Source organism: Kineosporia sp. NBRC 101731, assembly GCF_030269305.1.
In the GTDB taxonomy this organism is placed as follows: Bacteria; Actinomycetota; Actinomycetes; order Actinomycetales; family Kineosporiaceae; genus Kineosporia.
The window spans coordinates 402,701-419,915 of sequence record NZ_BSTC01000003.1; the positions used below are offsets into that span (position 1 = coordinate 402,701).

At 67.7% G+C, this 17,215-nt stretch carries 19 protein-coding genes; 11 read left to right on the forward strand and 8 right to left on the reverse strand.

Features of this window, described 5'->3' with window-relative positions:
• Nucleotides 1–17 precede the first annotated feature (17 nt).
• Nucleotides 18–458 carry a response regulator gene (locus QSK05_RS11720; RefSeq protein WP_285597030.1) on the forward strand — a complete coding sequence of 147 codons (441 nt, stop codon included), beginning with the start codon at nt 18–20 and terminating at the stop codon, nt 456–458.
• Nucleotides 459–464: 6 nt separating this feature from the next.
• Here QSK05_RS11720 and QSK05_RS11725 read toward each other — a convergent pair whose 3' ends face one another.
• Genes QSK05_RS11725 through QSK05_RS11735 form a run of 3 tightly spaced genes read right to left on the reverse strand, consistent with a single transcriptional unit; the run spans nt 465 to nt 2,729 of the window.
• Nucleotides 465–1,292, reverse strand: coding sequence for an alpha/beta hydrolase (locus tag QSK05_RS11725; RefSeq protein ID WP_285597032.1), 828 nt, complete (start codon nt 1,290–1,292; stop codon nt 465–467).
• 37 nt (nt 1,293–1,329) lie between these two features.
• Nucleotides 1,330–1,881 carry a quercetin 2,3-dioxygenase gene (locus tag QSK05_RS11730; RefSeq protein ID WP_285597034.1) on the reverse strand — a complete coding sequence of 184 codons (552 nt, stop codon included), beginning with the start codon at nt 1,879–1,881 and terminating at the stop codon, nt 1,330–1,332.
• A complete protein-coding gene (locus QSK05_RS11735) occupies nt 1,878–2,729 on the reverse strand; it encodes a cation:proton antiporter (RefSeq protein WP_352301035.1) in 852 nt (283 codons plus the stop codon). The genes QSK05_RS11730 and QSK05_RS11735 overlap by 4 nt, the downstream gene beginning before the upstream one ends.
• 264 nt (nt 2,730–2,993) lie before the next feature.
• Between QSK05_RS11735 and QSK05_RS11740 the strand changes: the two genes are divergently transcribed.
• From QSK05_RS11740 to QSK05_RS11750, 3 genes are all read left to right on the forward strand, one after another.
• Nucleotides 2,994–3,587 carry a sugar O-acetyltransferase gene (locus QSK05_RS11740; RefSeq protein ID WP_285597036.1) on the forward strand — a complete coding sequence of 198 codons (594 nt, stop codon included), beginning with the start codon at nt 2,994–2,996 and terminating at the stop codon, nt 3,585–3,587.
• Between the two features lie 41 nt (nt 3,588–3,628).
• Nucleotides 3,629–4,225, forward strand: a complete 597-nt coding sequence (locus QSK05_RS11745; RefSeq protein ID WP_285597038.1) for a sugar O-acetyltransferase — start codon at nt 3,629–3,631, stop codon at nt 4,223–4,225.
• Between the two features lie 72 nt (nt 4,226–4,297).
• Entirely contained in the window at nt 4,298–4,717 is a 420-nt protein-coding gene (locus tag QSK05_RS11750; RefSeq protein WP_285597040.1) for a winged helix-turn-helix transcriptional regulator, read from the forward strand.
• On the opposite strand, the gene QSK05_RS11755 is transcribed toward QSK05_RS11750, so the two are convergent.
• Nucleotides 4,698–5,453 (reverse strand): SDR family NAD(P)-dependent oxidoreductase, encoded by a 756-nt coding sequence (locus QSK05_RS11755; RefSeq protein ID WP_285597042.1) that lies wholly within the window; start codon nt 5,451–5,453, stop codon nt 4,698–4,700. The two genes, QSK05_RS11750 and QSK05_RS11755, sit on opposite strands and share 20 nt — an antisense overlap.
• Before the next feature lie 118 nt (nt 5,454–5,571).
• Between QSK05_RS11755 and QSK05_RS11760 the strand changes: the two genes are divergently transcribed.
• From QSK05_RS11760 to QSK05_RS11770, 3 genes are all read left to right on the forward strand, one after another.
• The gene (locus QSK05_RS11760; RefSeq protein WP_285597044.1) at nt 5,572–6,291 is read left to right on the forward strand and encodes an MBL fold metallo-hydrolase; all 720 of its coding nucleotides are present in this window, start codon (nt 5,572–5,574) and stop codon (nt 6,289–6,291) included.
• Nucleotides 6,292–7,285: 994 nt separating this feature from the next.
• The gene (locus QSK05_RS11765; RefSeq protein WP_285597046.1) at nt 7,286–7,480 is read left to right on the forward strand and encodes a hypothetical protein; all 195 of its coding nucleotides are present in this window, start codon (nt 7,286–7,288) and stop codon (nt 7,478–7,480) included.
• Between the two features lie 24 nt (nt 7,481–7,504).
• Entirely contained in the window at nt 7,505–7,894 is a 390-nt protein-coding gene (locus QSK05_RS11770; protein WP_285597370.1) for a PIN domain-containing protein, read from the forward strand.
• A 490-nt stretch (nt 7,895–8,384) separates the two neighbouring features.
• Here the strand turns inward: QSK05_RS11770 and QSK05_RS11775 are convergent, their stop codons facing one another.
• From QSK05_RS11775 to QSK05_RS11785, 3 genes are all read right to left on the reverse strand, one after another.
• Entirely contained in the window at nt 8,385–9,233 is an 849-nt protein-coding gene (locus QSK05_RS11775; protein ID WP_285597048.1) for an endo alpha-1,4 polygalactosaminidase, read from the reverse strand.
• Between the two features lie 183 nt (nt 9,234–9,416).
• The gene (locus QSK05_RS11780) at nt 9,417–10,391 is read right to left on the reverse strand and encodes an N-acetylglucosamine kinase (RefSeq protein WP_285597050.1); all 975 of its coding nucleotides are present in this window, start codon (nt 10,389–10,391) and stop codon (nt 9,417–9,419) included.
• Complete coding sequence (locus tag QSK05_RS11785) at nt 10,388–11,524, reverse strand: SIS domain-containing protein (protein WP_285597051.1); 1,137 nt, start codon at nt 11,522–11,524, stop codon at nt 10,388–10,390. The genes QSK05_RS11780 and QSK05_RS11785 overlap by 4 nt, the downstream gene beginning before the upstream one ends.
• 98 nt (nt 11,525–11,622) lie before the next feature.
• On the opposite strand from QSK05_RS11785, the gene QSK05_RS11790 reads away from it, so the two are divergent.
• Nucleotides 11,623–12,384, forward strand: a complete 762-nt coding sequence (locus QSK05_RS11790) for a DeoR/GlpR family DNA-binding transcription regulator (RefSeq protein ID WP_285597052.1) — start codon at nt 11,623–11,625, stop codon at nt 12,382–12,384.
• A 17-nt stretch (nt 12,385–12,401) separates the two neighbouring features.
• Here the strand turns inward: QSK05_RS11790 and melA are convergent, their stop codons facing one another.
• Nucleotides 12,402–13,715, reverse strand: coding sequence for an alpha-galactosidase (gene melA / locus QSK05_RS11795; protein ID WP_285597054.1), 1,314 nt, complete (start codon nt 13,713–13,715; stop codon nt 12,402–12,404).
• Between the two features lie 496 nt (nt 13,716–14,211).
• Between melA and QSK05_RS11800 the strand changes: the two genes are divergently transcribed.
• The 3 genes from QSK05_RS11800 to QSK05_RS11810 are packed head-to-tail and all read left to right on the forward strand — an operon-like array spanning nt 14,212 to nt 17,173.
• Nucleotides 14,212–15,447 carry an ABC transporter substrate-binding protein gene (locus QSK05_RS11800; RefSeq protein WP_285597056.1) on the forward strand — a complete coding sequence of 412 codons (1,236 nt, stop codon included), beginning with the start codon at nt 14,212–14,214 and terminating at the stop codon, nt 15,445–15,447.
• Nucleotides 15,447–16,346, forward strand: coding sequence for a carbohydrate ABC transporter permease (locus QSK05_RS11805; protein ID WP_285597058.1), 900 nt, complete (start codon nt 15,447–15,449; stop codon nt 16,344–16,346). The genes QSK05_RS11800 and QSK05_RS11805 overlap by 1 nt, the downstream gene beginning before the upstream one ends.
• On the forward strand, nt 16,343–17,173 hold the full coding sequence (locus QSK05_RS11810; RefSeq protein ID WP_285597060.1) for a carbohydrate ABC transporter permease: 831 nt from the start codon (nt 16,343–16,345) through the stop codon (nt 17,171–17,173). Before QSK05_RS11805 ends, QSK05_RS11810 begins: the two co-directional genes overlap by 4 nt.
• Nucleotides 17,174–17,215 lie beyond the last annotated feature (42 nt).

Here is a 17,215-nt window from a genome sequence, read left to right on the forward strand (position 1 = left end):
AAGGGCGTGTGTTGACGATGAATTCAAGGCTCCCGGTCGTGTTGCTGGTCGAGGACGATCCCGGTGACGTTCTGATGGTGACCGAAGCGCTCGAGCGCAGTCAGCGCCCGCCGGTGCTCCACGTGGCCGGCGACGGGCAGGAAGCCCTGGACTTCCTGCGTCGCGGTGGTCCGGACGCCGACCGCCCCGACCTCATCCTGCTCGACCTGAACATGCCCCGTCTCGACGGACGTCAGGCCCTGGCCGCGATCAAGGGTGACGAGAGGTTCCGCGCGATTCCAGTCGTGGTGTTCACCACCTCCGACGCCGAGAGCGACGTGCTGGCCAGCTACCAGCGGCACGCCAACGCCTACGTCACCAAGCCGATGGACCTGGATGCCCTCGAGGCCGTGGTGGACCAGATCGGGCACTTCTACACCGGGGTGAGCGCACTCCTGCCGCCCCAGCGCAACGGCTGAGCTGGATCAGGCCAGCCGCTCGCGCAGGAACTCGACGGTGAGATCGAAAGCAGTGCGAGCAGTTTCCGGAGAACCCAGCCACAGGTGATCCGCGCCCTCGAGCAGACGCAGACGAACGTCCACCCGCTGGGCCCGAAGGGCGTCGGCCAGTCGCTCCGACTGCCGGTGCGGCACAAAACGGTCTGCCGTACCGTGGATCAGTAAGAACGGGGGCGCGTTCTCGTGCACCCGTGCCACCGGGGACGCCTGAGCTGCCAGCTCAGGCACCTCGGCGGCCCGACCACCCAGCAGGGAAGCCTCGCGGGAGTCGGCGGCCGACGGATCGGTGACCGAGATACCCAGTTCGGCCGCGTCGGTGGGCAACCGGGCCAGGTCGGAGGGACCGTACCAGTCGACCACCGCGGCGACTCCCTCGGCGGTGAGCCCGAGCAGGGCAGCCAGGTGCCCGCCCGCCGACTCACCCCACACCGCGATCCGCCGCGGATCGATGCCCAGCTCGTCAGTGCGATCGCGCACCCAGGCCGCAGCGGCAGTGACATCGTCGAGCTGTGCCGGGAAACGCGCCTCCCCGGTCAACCGGTAGTCGACCGAGATCACCGCAAAACCCTTGCCCGCCAGTTGCTCCAGAGGTGACGGCAACCAGTCGGCATAGGTCGGCCCGACCGACGCCCGGCTGCCCACGTGCCAGCCGCCACCGTGCACGAAGATGACCGCGGGAACGGCCGCGCGGGTGTCGGGGCGATACACATCCAGCAGGAGCGGCCGGAACCCGGGTACCGTCGCGTACTCGATGGCTCTCCAGAACCGCAGGTCGCCATTGCGGTGAGGGCGCATCAATGGTGGACGCCCACCTCCCCCCACCGGGGCCGCCTCAGTCATGGAGGTGGACGTCGTGGTGGAACTCGTTCCGGAACTGCTGCGCGGCGGCCCCGAGCTGTTCACGGGACGGGATCAGCGGGACCGCCGGGGGCACACGCTCCTGCGTGCGCTCGCCGGCGGCGGCGAAGAACCGCTCGAAACCGCCCGTGTTCACGCCGAGTGTGCGGGCCCGGTGCGACTCGACCCGGAAGGAATGTTTGCGCCCCGCCGGCACGTATCCGAAATCGCCGGTGGTCAGCACCTTGTCGTGCCGGGTGCCGTCCAGGTCCTCGATGACGACACGCACCTTCCCGTCCAGCACGTAGAAGATCTCGTGGACGTCTGCGTGGGAGTGCACGGGAATGGCCTCGCCCCGGGGTGCCTCCATGGTGAACACCCCGAACTGGCCCTCGGTCTCGTCACCCGACAGCAGCACCGTGAACAGCTGGTCGAAGAGGTGGGCGCGCTCGCCCTCACCGGCTTCGAGGAAGTACGGCACCGGGCTGCCGGGCAGGGTGAAGGGCGGGTCCCCGCCGGTCGCTCGCTGGGTGAACTCCAGGGTCATCGTTGTCCTCCCGATGGTGGCGTCAGTGCCGCACCCAGCTTGCCCCAGGCACCTGATGATGTCCTGTGAGGAATCAGTTCGGCTGCTCCCGGCAGCGAGCCGGGTTCGCGGGGGAGCAGTGGCCCGGCCAGGGCTGTGGTGAAGAGAGCCATGATCACCATCATGGTGAACAGCTTCCCGTCCAGGACTCCCAGGCTGAGCGCGGCGTTGAGGATGATGAGCTCGGTCAGTCCCCGGGTGTTCATCAGCAGGCCCAGGATGCGGGCCTCCCGCCAGGGCAGCCCGAGCAGGCGGGCCGGTACCGTGGCACCGATCATCTTGCCGGCCGTGGCCACGACGAGGATCGCGGCAAGTTCCAGACAGTCTGCGCCGCCGAGACTTCCGAGGTCGACGCTGAGGCCGGTGACGATGAAGAACACCGGCAGCAGAATGGTCGCGATGTGGTTCAGCGGGGTGGCCACGTGCTCGGCCAGGGCCCGGGCGGGCTCGCGGGGGGTGATGAAACCGAAGGCGAAGGCGCCGAAGATGGCGTGGATGCCGATCCAGGTGGTGGCGTACGCCGACAGCAGGGCCCCGGCGCACAGCACCACGAAAAGTGCCCTCCAGTAGCCGCGGTCGCTCATGTGGCCGACGAACCGGGCGAGCACGGGGCGCGCGACGGCAACCATGAACGCCACGTAGACGAACGACAGAACGGCGATCTGGATCAGATCGCCGGGCCGGCCCTCCACGCTCACCAGCGCCGAGACCCACGCCAGCAGACACCAGGCGAGCACGTCGTCCACTGCGGCCCCGGCCAGTGCCAGTGCCGCCACCCGGGTGTGCCCGAGGCGGTTGTCGCTGATGATGCAGGCTCGGCCCGAGGATGATGCCGGCGGCGATCTCCCCGATGACCGCCGGCTGCGGGAAGCACTGGACCAGCCGGCCCAGCACCACCCCGCTCAGGAGCACCACGGCGACGGCGGCCATCACGGTGGCGATGCGCAGATCGGCCGCGGTGGCGACACTGTTCATGCGCTCACTCCCCTTTCTGGAAGAGGCTTTCGGGCGATCAGCAGGGTTTCGGCGACGAGGTCGAGCATCCCCTCTAAACTCGTCGCGTGAATCCGGCGATGAGCGAAGACGACGCGAAGGTTCTCGCGCGCATCCGGCAGGGATCCCTGTACACCGAGTCAGAGGCCGCGTTTCTCGCTCCCCGGCGACGGGCCGACCTCATCTTCGACTACAACCAGACCAGGCCCGGTGATACCGACCGTCGCCGCAGCCTGCTCGAGCAGATCCTGGGTTCGGTCGGTGCCCGCACCGTTCTGCTGTCGCCCTTTCACGCCGGGTTCGGCAGCAACGTGCACATCGGCGACGACTTCTTCGGCAACGTCAACCTGACCTTCGTGGATGACGTGGAGATCCGCATCGGGAACGGCGTGATGATCGCCCCGGGCGTCACGCTGACCACCACCGGCCACCCCGTGCATCCCGGCCTGCGTGTCGTTTTCCGGCGCTTCTCCGAGCCGATCGTGCTCGAGGACAAGGTCTGGATCGGCAGCAACGCGGTGGTTCTGCCAGGGGTGCGGATCGGGTACGGATCGGTGATCGGTGCGGGCAGCGTGGTCACGCACGACATTCCACCCCTGAGCGTCGCGGTGGGGGTGCCGTGCCGGGTGATGCGAGCAATCACGGAGGACGACCTGCGAAGGGTTCCGGATTAGGCTCAGGGGCGTTCCGGCGCAGCAGTCATCAGGGAGAAACAGTGGATCTGACCGAGCAGTTCGCACAGATGGCGACCGGCGGGATGTACGACGACCTGACCCCGGAGCTGCTGGAGGCCCGCACCCGGGCGGTGCTGGCGACGAACGTTTACAACGCCTCGTACGGCCGGCCGTCGCCCGAGCGGGAGAGTCTGCTGAAGGAGGTTGTCGGGTCGGCGGGTGAGGGGGCGAACTTCGAGCCGACGTTCCGCTGCGAGTTCGGCCGCAACATCCACCTCGGGGCGCGGTTCTTCGCCAACTTCGACTGCGTGATGCTCGACGGCGCCCCCATCGTGATCGGTGACGACGTGCTGATCGGCCCGAAAGTGGGGCTCTACACCTCCAACCACGCGCTCGACCTGGGGGAGAGGATTGCGGGTGGATGCTGGGCCCGGCCGATCACGATCGGGAACGGGGTCTGGATCGCGGGTGGCGTCACCGTGCTACCGGGCGTGACGATCGGCGACGGCGCGGTCATCGGTGGCGGGTCGGTGGTCACGAAAGACGTTCCGGCAGGAGCGGTCTTCGCCGGCAACCCGGGTCGCGTGCTGCGGGAGATCACCGAGAATGACCGCACGGGGTACACATCGACCCGCTGAGACGAACTGCGAACGGGTGGCGAACAGCTAGCTCACCTTTGGTAAGCAGCTTTCCCGAGGTAATCTGCGGGGATGACAGGTGACGACGAGCTGGCTGTGGCCGGCACTCTGCTGGCCGCCGACACGCTGGATCGCACCTGCACGAGCCGGGCGATCATGGATCAGGTGACGACGCGGTGGGGAACCCTGATCATCGCGGCGCTGATCAAGGGTCCGCACCGGTTCTCGCAGCTGCATGTCCGGGTCGACGGGATCAGTCAGAAGATGCTGTCGCACAACCTGAAGACCCTCGTGCGGGCAGGACTGGTGAACCGTGACGTGGAGCCCACCGTCCCGCCCCAGGTGACCTACTCACTCACCCCGATGGGTATGAGTCTGGCCACCCCGCTCACGCAACTCATCCACTGGTTCGGGCAGAACGCGTCCGGCATTCTCGAGGCCCAGGCCGGACACGACCGCCAGGCGGACGAACTCAGCGCTGCCCGCCACTGACGTGGAGGTGGGCGCCGGTGATCCAGCGGGCGGCGTCCGATGCGAGGAAGACCACGACCTGGCCGTAGTCGTCCGGGGTGCCCAGGCGTCCCAGCGGGATCTGCGCGACGGCCTGGTCGGCCAGCGGGGAGCCGATGAAACCGCTGGAGCGGGTGCCGTCGGTGTCCGAGACGCTGGGGGCGACGGTGTTCACGCGAATGCCGCGCGGGCCGAGTTCCTTGGCGGCGATCACGCTCGCCGCGTCGAGCGCCGCCTTGGTGGCCACGTACAGGCTGGCGTAGGGCGGCAGAGTGGTGGTTCCGGCGGTCGAGATGTTGATGATGGACGCGGGCCCCAGGTCGGTCTGCCCGATCAGTTCCTGCATGGTCAGCATGGGACCCCAGAAGTTCGTGTCCGTGTGCCGGCGGTACTGCTCGTCGGTGTAGGCGCCCAGAGGCGCAAACTCGGAGATGGCAGCGTTGTTGACCAGCACGTCCACTGTTCCGAAAGTCTCTCGCGCAGTGGCGAACAGGGCCTTCACCTCGTCGCTGCGGCCGACGTCGGCGCGCACGGCCACGGCCCGGCCCCCGTTCTCGGTGATCTCCTTGACCACCCGGTCGGCGCCGGACTCGTCGGAGCGGTAGTTCACGATCACGGCGGCGCCGGCCGCGGCCAGCTCGGTGGCGATGCGCGCGCCGATGCCCTTCGAGGCGCCGGTGACGAGGGCGGTGCGGTTGCTCAGTGCGGTGGTGTTCATGAGTTCGACGGTACGAACGGTGGGAGGACCGCGGAAGAAGGCACTATTGGGTGAGGCGATTACCTCAAGGTGAGCCTGCTGCTCAGGACCGGTTCCGGGATCCGATCAGGGGAGAACTGTGAAACTCGATCATCAGCTGCACTGCATCGGGAACGACATCGTCGCGGCGTACCTCGTCGTGACGGATGGGGGCGTCACCCTCATCGACGCCGGCCTGTCGGGGCTCTGGTCCGACCTGATCGCCGAGCTCTCCGGACTGGGCCTCACCCCCGCGGACATCCGGGGCGTGATCCTGACCCACGGCGACTCCGACCACATCGGTTTCGCCGAGCGACTGCGCCGCGACCACGGTGTCCCCGTCTACATCCATGCCGCCGACGCCGCCCGGGCCCGGGGCGAGGAGAAGACCAGCCCCGGCCTGGGCCCGGTGAAGATCGCGGCACTGGCCCGCTTCATCTGGTACGCGGCCCGAAAAGGTGGACTGCGCAACACCTATCTGACCGAGGTACGAACGGTCGCCGACGGTGACGTGCTCGACCTGCCGGGCGCTCCGGTCATCATCGGTATGCCGGGACACTCGCCCGGCAGCATCGCCGTGCACGTGCCGGTGGTGGACGCGGTCTTCGTCGGCGACGCCCTGACCACGAAGCACGTGCTGACCGGCCGCCCCGGCCCGGCGCCCGCCCCCTTCACGGACGACGTACCGGAAGCCCTGGCCTCCCTCGACCGGCTGGCCGGGATCCAGGCGCGGTGGGTGCTGCCCGGTCATGGCACGCCGTGGGATGGGGGAGTGGAGGAGGCGGTGAGCCGGGTGCGGGCGGTGGCGGCGGAGCCGTAACTGAGCCGACCAGCGGTATGCCCCGCCTGGAACAGGCCGAGCCCGGCCGCCAGTCGCTCCTGGGGAGCCTACGAGGAATCACGCGGCGGCCGGCAGGTCATCGACTTCGACTGCGTCCCCACCACCGAACCGGTCACGCCGGCGGGCAGCCGGATCGAGGTCTACGACCGCCTGACATCACTGAACCAGCAGGTCCAGGCCGGCGGGGACACCCACGTCGAGCAGACCACCGGCGCCCACCTGGTCTACCTGTCGTGTGTTCTGGGCGAGCGTCCCGAGCTGGATGACTACATGCGCGCGATCCAGGGGGCGGGACGGCCGGCTGGTCCGAGGACTACGTCGTCGAACTGGGTGAGCGAGCCCGCAACGCCTACGCCGACTTGGGCGTGAGCTGGGGCCCCAAGACCGCCGACGAGGTCTTTGAGCTGGAGACCCCGATGACGCTGGAGAGGGTAGCGACCCCAGGTGCGGGTCCTGGCGGAATTCGCGATTGCGTTTCAACGAGCGCACGGCCGTGTTCACCGAGGACGGGCTGCGGTTCTTCGCCCAGCACGAGCTGTTGGGCCATGCGTTGCAGTGCAGAATCTCGAGGTCTGACTGAAAATCATCTGACATCCGGGCGTCCGCGACGATTTACGCCGAGTGGTCTCGCTGTGCGCCGTTCGGATCAACTCGCCCGAAGGGGTTCCTGGATCCTTCGGTCACCTACCGGGCGGGGCATGACCTCGTGCTGCCCTGGTCCCAAGTGCGGTTGGCGCAAGTCCGCCAGCCACTGGCACCGAAGCGACCCAATCCCTGTGTCCGTCGCCGTACCCTGTCGGAGGAGCTACTCGAGCCAGGTGAGGCTGAGCGTGATCACCCGTCGCTGATCCTCAAGGTCAGTTTCAGTTTCCACGGGTTCGGGACTCCAGGCGCCCGGTTCGACATACTCGGCACCAGTACGCCCGACGGTAGAATCGGACCAGAACCGTCCAAGCAGGAAGGTGGTAGAGCGATGAGCGCTTCAGCGGAGCAGTACCCGGTGCCGGCCCCACGCCCCCGCCGCACGGTCGAAGAGCTGTTGGCAGCGAAGGGCACTCCCCCGCTCGGCCCGGCCGAAGAACTATCAGCCAATTTCGGCGTTCCGGACCCGGAGCTGGACGAATTCTTGGAGGCCTACCGGGCAGAGCGTCAGCAGAACCAGGCCTGATCGATCCTGCTGCAGCCAGTCATCCTGGACACCGACGTTGCATCGCGTCTCCACAAGAACAGTCTTCCGCCGCAACTCGCGGCTCGTATCGCTGGCCGCCGCGCGCTCCTGACCTTCGTGACACTCGGCGAACTTACGAAGTGGGTCGAGGTTCGCCACTGGGGCAACACGCGCCGCCAGAACTTCTCCGACTGGGTTTCAGGGTTCGCCGTGTTGGAGGGGGACGAGAGCGTCGCCACCACCTGGGGGCGGATCGCCGCCCAAGCGCAGTTGCGAGGGCAGACCGGCCCGCAGAACGACAGCTGGATTGCGGCTGCTTGTCTCACCCACGATCTGCCGTTGGCGACGCTTAAAGTGAAGGACTTCCAGCGGTTCGTCGACCACAACGGCCTGCGGCTGATCACGGCCGAGTAGGTCTGTGCCCCAGAAAGAGGCCTTCGGACGTAGATCCCAGGTCAGGGATATAGCCGCATCGGTTTCCTCAACTGCTTGTCGGGGTGGCGTTGCTCGTGGCGCCGGTGTGCCGCCGAACGGATCAACGGGAGAATCGCTGGGCCGATCACCTCAGCCTGTTGGCTCGCCTTTCGCCACCGCGCCCTGACTCCCAGGGCGGGGTACTGCACCCCGCGGCGGAACCGGGAACATCACCGGTCCCGCCGCGAGAGCACTAGGGGAGGGCAAGATCATGAGCCGCCCACGCCCCGTACTTTCTGGACTCCGGCCCTCCTGCTATCGGATGCTCCCGGATAGATCACTCGCCGCCGACCGCTGGCACCCATCCGGTCCCGGCGACGGATTCACCAGACGACCCTGCGGGTCTTCGTCCAGCTCAAACTGGAGCTGGTCCGATCCGAGGGAAAGCATCGATTGGGGCTGGCTGGTCAACCTCGCGGTCTGTGCGCGGTCAGCAGGACTCGTAGTGGTAGGCGGAGTTTCCGGCCGGGACGACCTCGCGGTCGCGCAGGATGATGGAGATGGCGCTGCCGCGCGTCGAGCAGGAGTTCGTGTAGGCCGATTTCGCGTTGTCGGTGTACTCGATCTCGATCACGTTGTTGCCGTAGACGGCCTGGTAGTCGCCGCACTCGTTGTAGTCCGCGACGTTGCACTCCTCGGCGATGGCGAAGTCGAACTTGGCCGTGTCGCGCCCGAGAGAGCCCAGTTCGGCGGTGTTCTTCTGGGCGATCGCCAGGCCCTGGGCGTGGGCCCGGGAGGCCAGGGCAGTGGCCCAGGAGATGGCCTTGGCCTGGGTCAGGACGCCGTTCGAGCGGGTGTAGGAGTCGATGTTGTCGGGCTCGACCGCCTGGAAGCCAGAGGTCGCGCAGCCGTCGATCCACGGGCCGACGATCGCCATCAGGGCGTCGCGCTTGGCCGCGGTGGAGATGTCCATCAGGTATTCGTCGGGCCAGTCCGGGTCGACCAGCAGAGAGCCGTTCGACTTCTTCACCAGCAGGTCCGGGTGGTTCGTCGACCACCACGACTTGTCGTCGGGCTGGGTCTGGAACGCGTTGACGTAGCAGATGTTGTACTTGCCGCTGACCGGCTTCTGGGATCGGTCACGGTCGACAATCTTCACGCTGGCGGCGGGGGTGTACGCACCACCGATCTGGTAGTCGAACTGGCCGTTGACCGGCGGTTTGACGACAGCCGCGGAGGCTGAGCCGGCCGAGACGAAACTCAGGCCGCTGACCAGGACGACCACTCCGGCGGCACCGGCGAGCGCGAATCGGGAGCGCATGGACGAGAGAAGGCGCATGTTCGTTTCCCTGCTGTGGATACCCCGCCTCGAGCGATTCTCTGGCGACCGGGCCGGGTCGAAGCGATGGTCGGTGACGCATCCTTCGCCGGCTGGGCTCTCCACGAAACTGGGGAGAGCCTATGCACAGATGCACGCCAGGGATACCCAGAAACCGATGCCATACGTGCATTTGGGAATAATTTAAGCCCCGCTCCGACGAAGGTTCTCCAGCGCCGCCGGTGTCATCGGGTGCCCGGACAGCTGAGCGGCGTGCAGCACCGCCCCCAGCACCGGCGACAGGATCGGGGTCCGCAGCTCGCAGTCGACCGGCTCCAGTGCGTGTGCGAAGGCCTCGAACACCTCGTGCACCCCCAGGACGCCTCCGGAGTAGGACACCGGAAACTTCTCCCTGGCAGTGAATCCCAGTCGCCGGGCGGTCGTGGTGACCAGCCGGGCGAGTTCGGTGCCGGCCTCGGCGATCAGGGACTGCGCGGCCCGGTCGCCGGCCCGGGCGGCCTCCACCAGGGGTCGGGAGAGTGCCGCGATCCGGGTCCGGTCGGCGTTCCACTCGTTGATGACCAGCCCGACCAGATCCAGGTCGTCGTCCAGGTTCAGGTGCTCGCGCAGGATCGTCAGCAGCGGCCCGGGCTCGGCCCGGCCGTCGCTCATCTGCGAGAAGATTTGCAGGGCACGCACTCCGAGCCAGTAGCCGGATCCTTCGTCACCGAAGACCTCACCCCAGCCGCCGACCCGGACGCCTTGCCCACCGCGTCGTCCGTACGTGATCGAGCCGGTGCCACTGATCACGTTGATACCGTCGGCGCCGGCCAGTGAGCCGGCCCAACCGCACACCGTGTCGTTGTCGCACCGGTACCGGTCGTGCCCGAGTACCGAGCGGGGAAGGCCCTCGATGATCGGGACGTCGGCCTTGTCCTCGCCGAATCCGGGCAGGCCGAGGAACACGAAAGTAATGTCCTGCGGGGATACTTCGGCGGTGCGGCAGATGGCGGCCATGCCCTCGTGCAGCAGCGTGGCCAGGTGGGTCAGCCGGTCGGGGCCCACGCTGTACACGCTGCCGATCCGGCTGCCGGCCAGCACCGTGCCCTCGTCATCGGCCAGGCACAACGCGGTCTTGGTGCCGCCCCCGTCGATGCCGAGGAACAGTCGGCGGCTCATGCGGGGAGCGGGTGCAGGGTCACGCCCTTTACGACCCGGTTCACCTGGCCGCCGGGAAAGGGGTTGTCCGAGCCGATGCCGTGGGCCAGGGAGAAGCGCAGGGCCAGTTCCTGGGCGGCCACCACGAAGACCGCGGCGAGCACCGCGTCGTCCACTGCTGCCAGACCGTCCGGCACCAGGGTGAGCCCGGTGGTGTCGCGGGGAGCGGACGCTCCGATCACGAGTACCTGCGAACTGCCCAGCTGGGTACGCAGTTCGGTGACGATGTCCTCGTCGTACAGGCGGGTGTAGGGGTCGTTGGAGAGGTAGACCAGGGCCAGGGTGGAGCCGGTGAGCACGGCCTTGGGGCCGTGCCGGAACCCCAGGGCCGACTCGGCCCAGGTGGGCACCGCACCGGCGGTGAGTTCGGTGAGCTTGAGGGCGGATTCGCGGGCCAGACCGGTGAGGGCGCCGCTGCCGAGGTAGACCACGCGCTCGAACGTGCGCGCGGCCAGCTGGGCGGCCAGGCCGTCCGGACCGCTCATGACCGACAGCACCTGCTCGGCGGCCCGGGCGGCCTGTTCCATCCAGCCGGCATTCCCGCCCAGCACGATCCGGCAGGCCAGCAGCATGCTGGTGAAGCTGGAGGTCATCGCGAAGCCGCGGTCGTTGGTGCCCTCGGGCATGACCAGCACCAGCGAGCGGTCCGGCCGCTGCCGGGCCAGGGCGCCGTCCGGGTTGCACGTGAGGACGAGGTGGTGCACGTCCGAGAGCTGGCTGTCGGCGAACTGCACGGCGGCCAGGCTTTCCGGGCTGTCGCCGGAGCGGGCGAAGGAGACCAGGAGGGTGGGGACGTCCTCGGCGAAGATCTGCTGGGGATGGCTGACGATGTCGGTGGTCGGCACGGCGTCGACGCGACGGGACAGGGTGCGGCTCAGACCCGGCGCCAGGACCTGCCCGGCGTAGGCCGAGGTGCCCGCTCCGGTCAGCACGATCCGCAGATCGGCCCGGCTCAGCAGCGGTTCCAGGAAGGCGCGGACGGTGTCCGCCCGCTCCTCGAGGTCCTGGGCGAGGAGGCGCCAGACGGCCGGCTGGTGGGTGATCTCCTCGGCGGTCGACGCGGCGCCCAGGGCGCTCAGGTCTTCGGAACTCATCGGGAGTCCTTTCGGTGTGGTGAGGGCGAGGAGAGTGGCCGTGCGCGAAATGCGCAGGCGTCTGCGCGTTTGTGATCACGATGAACTAGGGTGGGCAGATGCGTCAGGAAGATCGGCTGGGCCTCATCCTGGAGCGCCTCAGCCGCCAGAACACCGTCGGGGTGCCGGAGCTGGCCCGGGAGCTGGAGGTCTCGCAGGCCTCCGTACGTCGTGACCTGGCCCGGCTGGAGGAGCAGAACCTGCTCACCCGCACCCACGGCGGCGCTGTCGCGAGTGGAGTGCTGTACGAGCTGCCGATGAAGTATCGCGGTGGGCGGCGTCAGGACGCCAAGCGCCTGATCGCCCTGCGGGCCGCGGAGCTGATCCCCGCGGGAGTCACCTCGGTGGCCCTGAACGGTGGCTCGACCACGACCGAGGTCGCCCGGGTGCTGGTGGCCCGGCCGCGGCTGCGCGTGGTGACGAACGCGCTGAACATCGCCTCGGAACTGGCCGTCCGCACGCACATCGACCTGGTCGTGTGCGGTGGTACCGCCCGGGCCGAGTCCTACGAGCTGATCGGTCCGATCGCGGAGACGACCCTGAACGGACTGAACCCGGACGTCGCCGTGATCGGCGTCGACGGCATCAGCGCCCGCACCGGCCTCACCACGCACCATGAGGTGGAGGCGCAGACCAACCGGGCCATGCTGCTCTCGGCCGAGACGGTGATCGTGGTCGCGGACGGCACCAAGATCGGCCGCCGCGGCTTCGCCCGGATCAGCGAGATCGCCGCCGTGTCCGACCTGGTCACCGATTCCACGGCCGACCCCGACGCGGTGGCCGAGCTGAGGAAGGCCGGTCTGCGGGTGCACCAGGTCTGAGCTGCTCACCAGACGCTTCAGGCCTGGAGCGAGGCCGGCAGCAGATCGGCGTGCGCCGCGAACATCGCCTCGGCCAGATCGGCGATCCGGCCGACGGGCAGCTGGGCGGAGGTGGCGGGGTCACACATCAGGGCCTGCACGACGTGGTCGCGGCGCCCTTCCACGGCTGCCCGCACGGTCAGGTCGGCGACGTTCAGCACCGAGCGGTTGAGCGCCGCGCACTGCGGCGGCAGTTCGCCGACATACAGCGGCCGGGCGCCCTGGGCGTCAATCACGCACGGGACCTCGACCGGCGCCCCGGCCGGCAGGTTGGTGATCAGCCCGGTGTTGACGGTGTTCACCTGGATCACCCGGGGCCGGCCGGTGACGATCGAGTGAATGACCTGCGGCGCGTACTCGGCAGCCTCTTCCTCGGGCTCGGTGTACTCGCCGGCGTCGATCGAGGCCTCCAGCTGCGCCACCTGGGCGGCGTTGCCGGCGCTGATCCCCACGTAGTCGCGCAGCGGGATGCGCAGCCGCTCGATCTCGGCCTCGTCGTGCAGGTACCAGGGCACGTACTCGCAGGAGTGCTCGCTGGTCTCGGTCGGGTAGAAGCCCAGGCGGCGGTACATGTCCACACGCACCCGGCGGCGCAGCTGCTCGTCGTTGGCGATCAGCGCGTCCAGCCGGGGGTACAGGTCTTCACCGTTGTGCTGCCACTCCAGCACCCAGGCCTGGTGGTTCACGCCGGCACTGCGGAAGGTCACCTCGTCCAGCGGCGCGCCCACCAGCGCGCTCAGGTCGTGGATGGTCCAGTAGACGGAGTGGCACAGCCCCAGCACCTTCAGGCCGGGAGCCACCGCGTTGAGGTAGGCGATGTTCATCGCCATCGGGTTGGTGTAGTTCAGCAGCCAGGCCTGCGGGCAGACATCGAGCATGTCCTGCGCGAGGGCGGCCAGGAAGGGAAAGGTGCGCAGGCCCCGGAAGATCCCGCCGACGCCGAGGGTGTCACCGATGGTCTGGCGGATCCCGAACGTCTCGGGCACGTCGAAGTCGGTGAGCGTCGCGGCGTGGCCACCGATATTGACCACATTGATGACGAAGTCCGCACCGGCCAGCGCCCGGCGGCGGTCGGTGGTGGCGGTCACCGTGGCCCGGGCGCCGTGGTGCCGGATCGTCACGTGGGCGATCTTCTCGGCCAGGTCGAGGCGGCGCTGGTCAATGTCGTGCAGAACGATCCGGCAGCCGGCAAGCTCCGGTTCGGACAGCAGGTCGCGCAGCAGTTGCCGGGTGAACTCCACTGAGCCCGCACCGACGAAACAAACCACGGGTTCCGGCTTTTCGTGTGACATCGACGTGTTCTCCTCTGAACCCGGGCGGGCACCGTCACAGCGGACGGGTGACGACGAGTGTCACAGGCCTGCTCGCGGCTCGATATTGATCGTTGTGAGCAACATACGATCAGAAATGCGCATCATCGTCAATCCTCCGGATCGACCTCCGTGACCCCTGGGCCGCCTCGCCGCACCCGCGTCCGCAGTCTCTTCGTCGTCCTCAATTATCCCTGCTCCGAACCGGTGTGAGCAGCCGTGGCGCGAGCGGCCCAGCAGATTTCCGGCAGGTAACCAGTCGTTGACGGCCGAGAAGAGCGTGTGCAAGATTGCGCACACTGAATGAGCAAATCAGCTCGATGGTGCCGGTGCGGACCGATGCGCGCGCTCTCCAGGACCGGATCTCCTGGTCGGTTCGAGCCTCTCCGGCACGGTGACTGCGTCCGTTCTCCCAGCGAAGAGAGTTCTCATGCGTCAACAGGGTCGTTTCGCAGTGTCCTGCGCCGGTGCACTGACGGTGGCGATCGCACTGGGCGCCTGTGGGGGGTCGGGAGACGTCGACGACGGTACGGCGAAGATCACCCTCTGGCACGGGTACACCGGTGCGCAGACCGACGCGATCAACGCGCTGGGCAAGCAATGGAACGCCGAGCACCCCGACCAGACGGTCACGCTCGTGTTCGACGGCGGGAACGACGACGTGCTCCAGAAGACGACCGCGGGTTTCGTGGCCGGGAACTACCCCGACGTGGCGTACGAGTACGGCTCGTCGGTCGGGCCCCTGAGCCGCCAGCCCCGGCTGGCCGACCTGACCGAGCGCTCCCAGGACCCGGCCGTGGACTGGGACGACTTCTTCCCCGCGGTGAAGGAGGCCTCGACGGTGAACGGCAAGGTCGTGGCCGTGCCGGCGCTCGTGGACAACCTGGCGCTCGTCTACAACAAAGACCTCTTCGCCCGGGCCGGTATCGCCGAGCCCACCCAGGACTGGACCTGGCAGGACTTCCGACAGGCGGCCTCCGCCCTGACCGACAAGGAGGCCGGTGTGTACGGCTGGTCGTACGTCAACGACGGCACCGAGGACACGGTCTGGCGCTACCTGGCGATGTTGTGGCAGGCCGGTGGCGAGCTGCTGACGGCCGACAACAAGAAGCCGGCGTTCAACTCCGCGGCCGGACTCGCCGCCCTGAACCAGTTGCGGGACATGGCGATCACCGACAAGTCGGTCTATCTCGACACCGGCAACCAGAATTACTCGAACCTGTTCGCCGACGGCAAGATCGGCATGCTGTGGACCGGCCCCTGGGACCTGAGCAGCTTCGACAAGGTTCACTACGGGGTCGTGCGGTTGCCGGGGTACAACGGCAACCACGAATCCATCTCCGGGCCCGACCTGTACATGATGTTCAACCGCTCGGACCGCAAGACCGACACGGCCTGGGCCTTCACCACCTGGCTCACCTCGCCGAAGGTGCACCTGGAGTACGCCATCCAGACCGGCGACCTACCGCTGCGCACGTCCGAGACCAAGCTGCCCGAGTACCGCAGCACGTATCTCAAGAAGTACCCGGGCGCTAAGGAATTCACCGACAATCTCGGCAACGTCCATCACGCCCGGCCCAACATTCCTGAGTACTCGCAGGTTTCGCAGGCGGTCGGGGAGATGGTGCAGTCCGTGCTGCTGGGCCAGGCCCAGCCGCAGGAGGCGCTCGACGCCGCCACCGAGACCGTCCAGTCCGTGCTGGCCGGTTCGTGATGATCACCGCCTGGGCCCGGCGCCGGAGCACGGCCGACCATCTGTCCGGCTGGATGCTCGTGGCCCCCAGCGTGCTGCTGATCGGCCTGTTCGGGCTCGTCCCGCTGGTCTGGTCGTTCGCGATGTCGTTCCAGCGCAACGACTTGCAGACCCCCGCGGAATGGGTCGGCCTGCACAACTACGACCAGATGCTCGGCGATCCGGTGCTGGTCGCGTCACTGCGGCACACCGTGATCTACACCGTGCTGTTCGTGCCGCTCACCCTGATCGGCTCCCTGATGGTGGCCGGGGCCCTGAATCGGAACATCCGCGGGATCTCGATCTACCGGCTGGCGGTATTCGTCCCGGTGATCACTTCGACGGTGGCGACCGGCGTCATCTTCAACTTTCTCCTCGATCCCGAGTACGGCCTGGCCAACGGGCTTCTGGAGAAGGTCGGCCTGCCGGCCCAGGGGTTCTTCTCCGATCCCGATCAGGCGTTGTACGCCATGGTGGCCATGACGGTCTGGGGCTGGATCGGATTCGGGGCCCTGATCTATCTGGCGGCGTTGCAGTCGGTTCCGAAAGACCTGCTGGAGGCCGCGGCCCTGGACGGGTGCGGGCCGGTGCGCACGTTCTGGCAGATCCAGGTGCCCCAGCTGCGTCCCGTCACCGCGTTCCTGACCACCTGGCTCATCATCAACGCCCTGCAGTTGTTCGACGAGGTTTACGTGACCACGAAAGGTGGCCCACTGCACGCGACCACGGTGGTCGTCTACTACCTCTACCAGCAGGCGTTCCAGTACTTCCACGCCGGCTACGCCAGTGCCCTGGCCTGCCTGCTGTTCGTCGTGATCGTGCTGGTCACGTTGATCCAGATGCGACTGACCCGAGCGAACGACGAGAGCGGTGCGGCATGAGTGAGTCTTCGGTGCGCGTCTGGCGCCGGCCCAGTCCCTGGCACCTGGTGCTGATCCCTCTGGCCCTGGTGATGGCGTCCCCCCTGATCTGGATGGTATTGACCAGTCTGTCGAGCGTGGCCGACACCCAGCGGTTCCCACCCGGCCTGCCTTCCGCCCTGCACTGGTCGAACTTCTCGAAAGCCTGGAACCAAGGACCTTTCGGTCGCTGGCTGTTCAACAGCGCCGTCGTGTCGATCGCCTGCGTCGTCAGCAACCTGGTGCTGTGCAGCCTCGCCGCCTACGCCTTCGCCCGGATCCGGTTCTTCGGCCGGGGCGTCGTCTTCGTGCTCCTGCTGGCCACGCTGATGGTGCCGTTCCAGGTGGTGATGATCCCGAGCCTCGTGATCATGCGGAACCTCGGGCTGATCGACAGCCTCCCCGCCCTGATCGCGCCGAACTTGGTGACTCCCTTCGGCATCTACATGCTGCGCCAGTTCTTCCTGTCCCTCCCGATCGAGCTGGAAGAAGCGGCCGTGCTCGACGGCGCGGGCCGCCTGAGGATCCTGCGCAGCATCCTGCTGCCGCTGATGGGCCCGCCCCTGTCCACCCTGGCGATCCTCACGTTCCTCACGTCCTGGAACGACTTCCTCTGGCCGCTCATCGTCAACACCTCGTCCGACGTCATGACGGTGCAGATCGGCCTGGCGTCCTTCCAGGGAGCCCACTTCACCAACTGGCCGGTGTTGATGGCCGGCACCCTGATCAGCCAGCTGCCGCTGATGGCGCTCTTCCTCGTCGGTCAACGCTGGTTCGTCGCCTCGCTCGCCACCACCGGCATCAAATAGCCTGCCTGGAGGTACCCACAGAGAGCGCTGTGAAGTGCGAGG

Excerpts from the sequence above, each read along its gene's own strand:
- QSK05_RS11780 (WP_285597050.1), bottom strand. The coding sequence starts at position 10,391 with ATGAGCCGCCGACTGTTCCTCGGCATCGACGGGGGCGGCACCAAGACC.
- QSK05_RS11785 (WP_285597051.1), bottom strand. The coding sequence starts at position 11,524 with ATGAGTTCCGAAGACCTGAGCGCCCTGGGCGCCGCGTCGACCGCCGAG.
- QSK05_RS11755 (WP_285597042.1), bottom strand. The coding sequence starts at position 5,453 with ATGAACACCACCGCACTGAGCAACCGCACCGCCCTCGTCACCGGCGCC.
- QSK05_RS11765 (WP_285597046.1), top strand. The coding sequence starts at position 7,286 with ATGAGCGCTTCAGCGGAGCAGTACCCGGTGCCGGCCCCACGCCCCCGC.
- melA (WP_285597054.1), bottom strand. The coding sequence starts at position 13,715 with ATGTCACACGAAAAGCCGGAACCCGTGGTTTGTTTCGTCGGTGCGGGC.
- QSK05_RS11720 (WP_285597030.1), top strand. The coding sequence starts at position 18 with ATGAATTCAAGGCTCCCGGTCGTGTTGCTGGTCGAGGACGATCCCGGT.
- QSK05_RS11750 (WP_285597040.1), top strand. The coding sequence starts at position 4,298 with ATGACAGGTGACGACGAGCTGGCTGTGGCCGGCACTCTGCTGGCCGCC.
- QSK05_RS11730 (WP_285597034.1), bottom strand. The coding sequence starts at position 1,881 with ATGACCCTGGAGTTCACCCAGCGAGCGACCGGCGGGGACCCGCCCTTC.
- QSK05_RS11810 (WP_285597060.1), top strand. The coding sequence starts at position 16,343 with ATGAGTGAGTCTTCGGTGCGCGTCTGGCGCCGGCCCAGTCCCTGGCAC.
- QSK05_RS11775 (WP_285597048.1), bottom strand. The coding sequence starts at position 9,233 with ATGCGCCTTCTCTCGTCCATGCGCTCCCGATTCGCGCTCGCCGGTGCC.
- QSK05_RS11725 (WP_285597032.1), bottom strand. The coding sequence starts at position 1,292 with ATGCGCCCTCACCGCAATGGCGACCTGCGGTTCTGGAGAGCCATCGAG.
- QSK05_RS11805 (WP_285597058.1), top strand. The coding sequence starts at position 15,447 with ATGATCACCGCCTGGGCCCGGCGCCGGAGCACGGCCGACCATCTGTCC.
- QSK05_RS11790 (WP_285597052.1), top strand. The coding sequence starts at position 11,623 with ATGCGTCAGGAAGATCGGCTGGGCCTCATCCTGGAGCGCCTCAGCCGC.
- QSK05_RS11740 (WP_285597036.1), top strand. The coding sequence starts at position 2,994 with ATGAGCGAAGACGACGCGAAGGTTCTCGCGCGCATCCGGCAGGGATCC.